Origin of the sequence: Archangium sp. (assembly GCF_036389735.1) — a bacterium.
In the GTDB taxonomy this organism is placed as follows: domain Bacteria; phylum Myxococcota; class Myxococcia; order Myxococcales; family Myxococcaceae; genus Archangium.
Window position 1 is genome coordinate 1 of sequence record NZ_DASVWK010000069.1, and the last position, 6,979, is coordinate 6,979.

The window sequence follows — 6,979 nt, forward strand, 5'->3', positions numbered from 1 at the left end:
GGAATGGCCTGCTCGATGTACTTGATGCCGGCGTCGACCCGCTCCAGGTCCGCGGCGGTGGTGCATTTCGCCGCGATGACGTTGATGGCGGCCAGGGTCGTGATGACCCGGTCATGGTGGTAGTCGAGCTCCGCTCCCCAACTCCCGTTGGGATGCTGCTGCTCCAGGAGCCAGGCCAGGGCGTCCGGGTAGTGCCAGGCCGACCACGCCGTATCGTAGACAGAGACGGAGATGTGGCTCGAGGTCTCGCTCATCTTCTTCAGGAACTTGCTGATCGTATCCATCACTCACTCCGGCGAAAAGGGAGGGGCGCGCCCCTGAACAACCACGTCGAGGAAGTGAGGGACGAGCCCATCGCTGGCGTGCGCCCGCTCTCGCGTCAGCGCGGTCCGCCACGACGTCGGCTGCATCCCCCCACCGATTCAGGGCTTGTCGCCTGCTCCCGGCTCGGTGTGATGGAACTCTTGCTTCATGTAGAGGCTGCGGCTGAAGTGCCCGGTCATGACGAGCATCCGGCCCCACGTGCGCAGGGCGTCAGGCAGCTGCCGGACGGCGTCCTCGAGGGCGGCCAGGTGCCGGTCGGAGCGCTCCACGGCCTCCCGCTCGGCATCCGCTTCCGAGAGGCCCTGGACCATCAGCAGGCCGAGGCTGTTGAACTTCCCCTCCGCCCGCTCACGATCCAGGCTGCGCACGTCGTTCATCCACCGGGTGGCCAGACCGAGCTCCCCGAGGGCACGTTCGAGCAACGGCGCCTGAGTCTGCTCGAAGGGAGGGTTCTGCACGACGAGCGCCCCGGTGAAGACCATGGAGGCGCCGACGGTCCACTTGCCCACCTCCAGGTAGCTGTCGAGGGAGGGCAGGGTGCCATCGGCCTGGTTGCGGCGCTTGTCCTTCAGCTCCACCTGGTAGCCCGAGCACATCCTGCGGAAGTGCTCCTGCCACAGCGGCAGGAAGCGGGCGGCCCCGGGGGCACGCCGGAGCAGGCGCGTCACGTCCTGGAGGGACGCGCCAATGGTGTTCACCTCGTCGGTGGTCACCCAATCCACGGCCTCGGGATCCCGCGTGGTCGCGATGTAGCGATCCAACAGCGCGAGGAGATCCTCATCCTTCAGCGAACCAATCTCCCCATCGGCGACGTCGTCGATGGAGAAGACCATCAGCCCGACCTTCGACAGGAGCAGGAGTTGCTCCCGCGTCGCATCGGGCCAGGCCACCACGAGGCTCATCACGGCCGGCTTGAGCCGAGAGGTGGCGATGGCGGGGAAGCGTTCCCTCCAGGCGGCCAGCTCCGGGATGATCTCGGAGGCCTGGGCCTGGAGGCGTGCCAGCTCCTCCTTGCCAAATCCGGCGGACTTCGAGGCCGAGTACTGATTCCGAAGCTCCCGGACCACCCCGAAGTGTTTGCCCTCTTGGTCGCTCGTGCTCATCGTGGACAGCTCCGGCTGCGTGGGTGCGTGGCTTTCCGTCCTCGGTCGCGAGACCCGCTTCAGCGGTGCTCGACCACGGAGTCCTGCACGGAGGCCTCGGCGGGCGGCGGCGGCGGGCTCGCCCGGTCATCATCCTCCTGCTTCCAGCCGTAGCTGCTGACGAGGTCGGACACCCGCTCGGCCACGCCACGAACCACGGAGATGGCCTCCTCCGAGCTGCGCATCTGGCCCATGGTCTGCTCCATCACGCCCGTGAGCTGATGGACGGCCTGGGTGATCTGGCTGATGCCGGCGTCCTGCTGGGTGACGGCGGCGGTGATCTGCCGCACCGAGGAGGCCGTGTCTCCGACGATGGCGGAGAGCTGCTGCACCTGCTCGTTGAACTCACGCACCTGATTGAGACTGGCCTCGACGCGCTGGGAGCCCTTGGCCGCGAGCAAGGTCGCGGTGGTGATGGCGCTGCCGATGTCCTGGAGGATGGTGCGGATGTTGTTGGTGGCGTGGACGGACTGATCGGCCAGCGACCGGATTTCCTTGGCCACCACGCCGAAGCCCTTGCCGCTCTCTCCGGAGCGCACGGCCTCGATGGCGGCGTTGAGCGCGAGCATGTTCGACTGGTCCGCGAGATCCTTCACCATGGAGGTGACGCGCGCCACCTGCCGCGCCCGTTCCTCCAGGGACTTGATGCTCTTGGCCATCTCGCGCACCTGCGAGCCGATCTCCTCGATGCCCGCCAGGCCCTGCTGGACGGCGAGCTCGGAGGAGCGGGTGATGGTATTGGCGCGATCCGCCTGCTGGAGGATGTTGCCCGCCTTCTGGGAGGCGACGAGCGAGGTGTTCTTGATCTCCTCGGCGGTGACGTGGGTCTCCTGGAGCGCGGAGGCCTGGACGGACAGCATCTCCGTCTGCTTCCTCGTGGAGAGCCCGAGCCGCTCGGCCGAGTGCTGCAGCGAGTAGGCGGAGTCCTTGAGCGCCAGGGAGAAGCTGCGCAGCTGCGCGAAGACGCGGGTGGCGGCCGCGGCCATGTCACCGATCTCGTCGGTGGACACCCACTCCGGCAGGCGGGGCTTGCCCTGGGCCAGACCCTCCAGGGACTCCTGGACGCTCTTGGAGCCCCTCATCTGGGCGCGGGCCATGAGCCAGGCGGTGAGGGAGGCGGCGATGACCAGATAGCCACCCACCAGCGAGACCGGGAGCACCAGGCTGCCGGCGAGCTGTCCCACGGTGTCCCGCGCCATCTGCACGAACTGGGCGGGGGTCGTTCCCACCGGAGCGTGGTTGATCTGATCGATCAGGGCCGCGTAGGCGTCCTGTCCCTTGAAGCCGAGGATGGAGACGGCGGTGGCCAGCGTACAGGCCACGAAGAGCCCGGAGGTATAGGGCATCAGCCAGGCCTGACGCGGCCAGAGGAACCCGCTCCGCCGGAGCATGATGTTGGGAACGCGCTTGGACTCCTCCAGCGCGTAGGGCCGCAAGGTGTCCTCGAAGGCGCGCCGCTCCAGGGTGTGCAGCAGGAGGACGAGGAGGGAGTAGTTGACCAGCGCCCAGAGAGCCGTGCCCATGCCCTTGTTGAACTTGAGCACCGACACACCCAGGATGATGGCCACGCCCACCACGTTCATGACGGCCATGGTGACTTCGATGTTGCCGGGGATCTCCAGGATCCGCACCAGCCGGCCCTCGGGAGGATCACCGGGCAGGTTCGAGTACGCGCGGTTGACCACTCGACGCAGCGAGAAGTAGGGGATGATCGCGCCCAGGAACGGCATCAGCACTGGGATGGTCACATAGCCCACGAGGACCCGGGCTTCCTCGGCGTTGTAGCCGAGGATGATCGCCAGCAGGTACACGAGCGACGGCGAGCCGAACATCGTGAAGAACTGGTGCTGGAAGAACAGCCGACGGATGAGTCGTGAGGTTTCTGGCGTGTGGGCGTTCATCATGGCGCAGTCGTGGTGCTACCGTGAAAATTGGTTGGAAGCCTACACGCCATGCGCGTCCGAGCCAAGGAGCCCCTCGGGGGGAGGCGCCAATACCCGGTGTGATGGCAGGTAGCACGGAGGGCAGCCGAGCTCTCCGGCCGCCAACCGTATTATAGAACGGCCCCGCCGCGACACGGCGCTACAGGCGACAGCCAGGAGAGGAACAGATGAGCGCAGGACCGATGGGAGCCGATGAGCCGGGCGTGTCCTACCCGCCGGCCCCCTGGCCGATGGCAGGCCAGATGTACAGTTCCGTCTGGGCGGTTCCCTCCAAGCAGTGCGCCCCCGCGAGCGCGGACCCGGAGTTCGTGCCGGTCGAGTTCGCGGGGCGGACCCTCATCATGGGGGGGTTCGTGGAGTATCAGCAGGGCAGTGTGCTGACCTACCACGAGTTCTTCGCGGGCGCGATGGTCCGTCACAAGGCCTCGAAGCGCTCCGGGTCGAAGGTGGACCACATCTGGGTGGACGATGTGCTCTCGATGCGGGGGGGGCGGGAGCTGTGGGGCGTGCCCAAGCAGCTGGCGCGCTTCGACTTCAACCACCAGGCCCCCGGGGGGGGCTTCATCGGGAAGATGCAGGATGAGCAGGGGCGGCTGATGGTGGAGGGGCACTTCACGTCGGGGCTGGGCCTTCCGCTCGGCCGGCCGCGGGTGTCCATGACCGGGTTGACCCGGCTGCACGAGCAGGCGCACGGCGCGGTGGGCGCGCTCGAGTCCACACCGCGCCTGGTGCGCGCGCGCTATACCATCCCCCAGGACAGCCCCCTGGCGGAGCTCGGCATCGCGGGCAGGCAGCCGCTGATGAGCTTCTGGCTGAAGGACTTCCGCATGCTGCTGCCGGCTGCCACCCCGGTGCTCTGAATCCGCGTCCGTGCTCGGGACTCGAGCGGAGTGACCCGCTTCACGCCGTTCGAGTGAGCCACTTCACAGAATCCGTGGAGCGTCGGTGGCAGATTGCCAATCACACCGACGCAACAAGGATCTGGAACGATGAAGACCGAGACCGAGAACCTGATCAAGGCCACGATGCAGGGCTTCGCGGAGGCGTGGCGCGCGGGTGACGTGGACAAGGTCATGAAGCTCTGGGACCTGCAGAACCCGGAGATGACCTACGTGCCCGTCGACAACAACGAGCTCATCCGCGACCCGAAGGCACTGAAGGCGTACTTCGATAGCGAGCTCAATGGGTTCACCGTCACCAGCGCCGAGATGCTGGAGCCGGTCATTCGCATGGTGAATGACGAGTACGCCTACGGATTCTGCCTCTACCAGTGGGCGTTCGAGTCCGCGACCGTCACGGGCACGCTGCGCTCTCGCGCCACCTGCCTCCTGCGCAAGCAGGGCCAGCGCTGGTACTACCTGCACATGCACGAGTCCGTGGAAGTGAAGGGCTGATTCAGGAGCCGGTGATGGGGAAGTCCTCCAGGGCCTGCCGAGGCAGTTCGGCGGCCCGGGGCAGGAGGGCGGTGAAGGTGGTGCCCACGCCCTCCAGGCTCTCGGCGCGCAAGCTGCCTCCCAGGCTCGTCACCAGGGCATGACTCACGCTCAAGCCGAGCCCGATGTTCGACTTGCGCGTGGCGAAGAAGGGCTCGAAGACGTGCGCCAGCACCTCCGGCGGCATCCACGCCCCCGTGTCCTGCACTTCCACCACCACCTCTCCACCCGCCCCGGTGGAGGTGCTCACCCGCAGCACGTTGCGCTCCGCCTCCGACTCACTCATCGCCTGCACCGCGTTGAGGAGCAGGTTGAGGAAGATCTGCAGCAGCCGCGCCTCGTCCGCCTCCACGGGCGGCACCGGCCGGAAGTCCTTCTCCAGCCGGGCCCGGTGGCGCAACTCCCCGCGGACGAGCTTCAGCGCATCCTCCAGCACCCCATGGACGTCCACCCGCGTCCGGTACTCCAGCGGCTTGCGTGAGAGCGCCCGCAGATCCTGGACGATGAGCCGCAGCCGCTCCGCCCCCTCCGTCGTCTCGCCCAGCGCTTCCAGGACGTCTTCCAGCTTCCGCGCCAGCGCGCCCTCCCGCGTCCGCAGCTCCTCGCCCACCAGGCCCAGCTCCTCGCGAGCGAAGGAGAGGTTGGCCATCATGAAGGCCAGCGGGTTGTTCATCTCGTGTCCCACCGCCGCCGCCAGCGAGCCCAGCGCCGCCAGCCGGTCCGACTGGACCAGCTTCGACTCCATCTGCTTGCGCAGCGTCACGTCCCGGGCGAACACCCGCAGGCCCGGAGGCTCCCCCTGCCGCGCCACCGTCAGCTCCCAGTGTCGGCCCTCCAGGTTCATCGCCGGCAGCTCACCCTCCACGGCGCCGCGCCGCTCCCAGGCCAGCGCCGCCTCCACCAGCGGGTGTCCCGTCCCGCGCACCCGCAGGTCCGGAAAGCGCTGGTGGGTCATCGGGTTGGCGTGGCGCAGCTCGCCCTCCAGGCTCAACTCCAGCATCGGCTCCGGGTGCAGGAGCGGGAAGGTCGCCAGTTGGAACAGGGGCTCTTCCAGCCTGCGCAGCTCGGTGATGTCCCGCACCAGCAGCGCCATGAGGTCCGGGTCCGGCTCTCCGGGCGCGGGGAGGTACGCGGTGACCTCGGCGGAGTACCAGCGCGTCTGTCCCTCCACTTCCAGCCGGTACTCGCCACGCCCCGCGAGACCGCTGTGCCGCGCCGCACGCACCAGCGTCAGCAGCGTGCCGCTCGCCTCCGGGCCCAGCACCTCCACCAGCGCCTTCCCCTCGCCACCGCGCACGTTCCGGCCGAAGAACCGACCCGTGGGGGCCCACACGCGCTGGCACCGCTCCGCCGCATCCAACTCCACCGCGATGTACTCCGCGTGCTGGGCCGGCCGGGGCGGGGTGGGCGCTGATCGCACGGAGGACGCCCGCGCGAAGCCGTCCACCTTGAAGGGCCCCAACATCATGCCCAGCCCGCCCCCGTCACCGCTCATCTCCGTGAGGATCGACACCAGGGAGGCGGTCTCCTCCTCGGACAGGCGCTGGGTGAAGATGATTCCATCGGCGAAGGTGGGCTCGGTGAAGGCGAAGGGGGTGAGCCGGCTCTCGTCGGCACCCACGTACTGGGCCATGGCGGCACGTGCGGAGTGCACGTCCGGGTGGCTCAAGTAGATGGGGGCCACGTCCGCCTCCCCGGCCAGCACCGCCAGCAACGTGTTGCGGTAGGTGCCCAGGAAGCGCTGCTCGGCGAACACCTCCGTGGGGGACAGCCCCCGCGCCTCCAGGTAGCGCATGGGGAGCTGGTAGCCGCCCACGGAGCGCGGAGCCACCCAGGCCGCGCGCTTGCCCTTCAGCAGCTCCGGCGTGAGGGGCTCCTCCGCCCGGCACACCAGGGCACTGTGGTAGTAGCAATGCCCGCCCCGCACCGCGCGGAGCACCACCCGGGCCCGCGCCTCGAAGGTGTCGCACAGGTCGGCGGTGGCCCAGACCAGGTGCACCTCGCCCTTGGCCAGCTCCTGATCCACCACCTCGTAGGTGGGCGCGACCTCCGCCACCACGGGCCGCCCCAGCCGCTGCGAGAGGGCCCGCACGAACAGGTCGATCCGGACATGCTCCTGCACCGCTCCCATGATCGG

At 68.5% G+C, this 6,979-nt stretch carries 5 protein-coding genes and 1 pseudogene; 2 read left to right on the forward strand and 4 right to left on the reverse strand.

What is annotated here, in order from left to right:
• The 3 genes and pseudogenes from VF794_RS02665 to VF794_RS02675 form a co-directional block, all read right to left on the reverse strand.
• A pseudogene (locus VF794_RS02665) lies at window positions 1–284 on the reverse strand (hypothetical protein); the annotation flags it as partial.
• A 138-nt stretch (window positions 285–422) separates the two neighbouring features.
• The gene (locus tag VF794_RS02670; protein ID WP_331107389.1) at window positions 423–1,427 is read right to left on the reverse strand and encodes a terpene synthase family protein; all 1,005 of its coding nucleotides are present in this window, start codon (window positions 1,425–1,427) and stop codon (window positions 423–425) included.
• Window positions 1,428–1,486: 59 nt separating this feature from the next.
• The gene (locus tag VF794_RS02675) at window positions 1,487–3,370 is read right to left on the reverse strand and encodes a methyl-accepting chemotaxis protein (protein ID WP_331107391.1); all 1,884 of its coding nucleotides are present in this window, start codon (window positions 3,368–3,370) and stop codon (window positions 1,487–1,489) included.
• 206 nt (window positions 3,371–3,576) lie between these two features.
• Here VF794_RS02675 and VF794_RS02680 point away from each other — a divergent pair, with 206 nt between their 5' ends.
• On the forward strand, window positions 3,577–4,269 hold the full coding sequence (locus tag VF794_RS02680; protein ID WP_331107393.1) for an acetoacetate decarboxylase family protein: 693 nt from the start codon (window positions 3,577–3,579) through the stop codon (window positions 4,267–4,269).
• Window positions 4,270–4,398: 129 nt separating this feature from the next.
• Complete coding sequence (locus VF794_RS02685; protein WP_331107395.1) at window positions 4,399–4,803, forward strand: nuclear transport factor 2 family protein; 405 nt, start codon at window positions 4,399–4,401, stop codon at window positions 4,801–4,803.
• Window position 4,804: 1 nt separating this feature from the next.
• On the opposite strand, the gene VF794_RS02690 is transcribed toward VF794_RS02685, so the two are convergent.
• Window positions 4,805–6,979, reverse strand: a 2,175-nt coding sequence (locus tag VF794_RS02690; RefSeq protein WP_331107397.1) for a sensor histidine kinase, incomplete at its 5' end; no start/stop codon positions are given.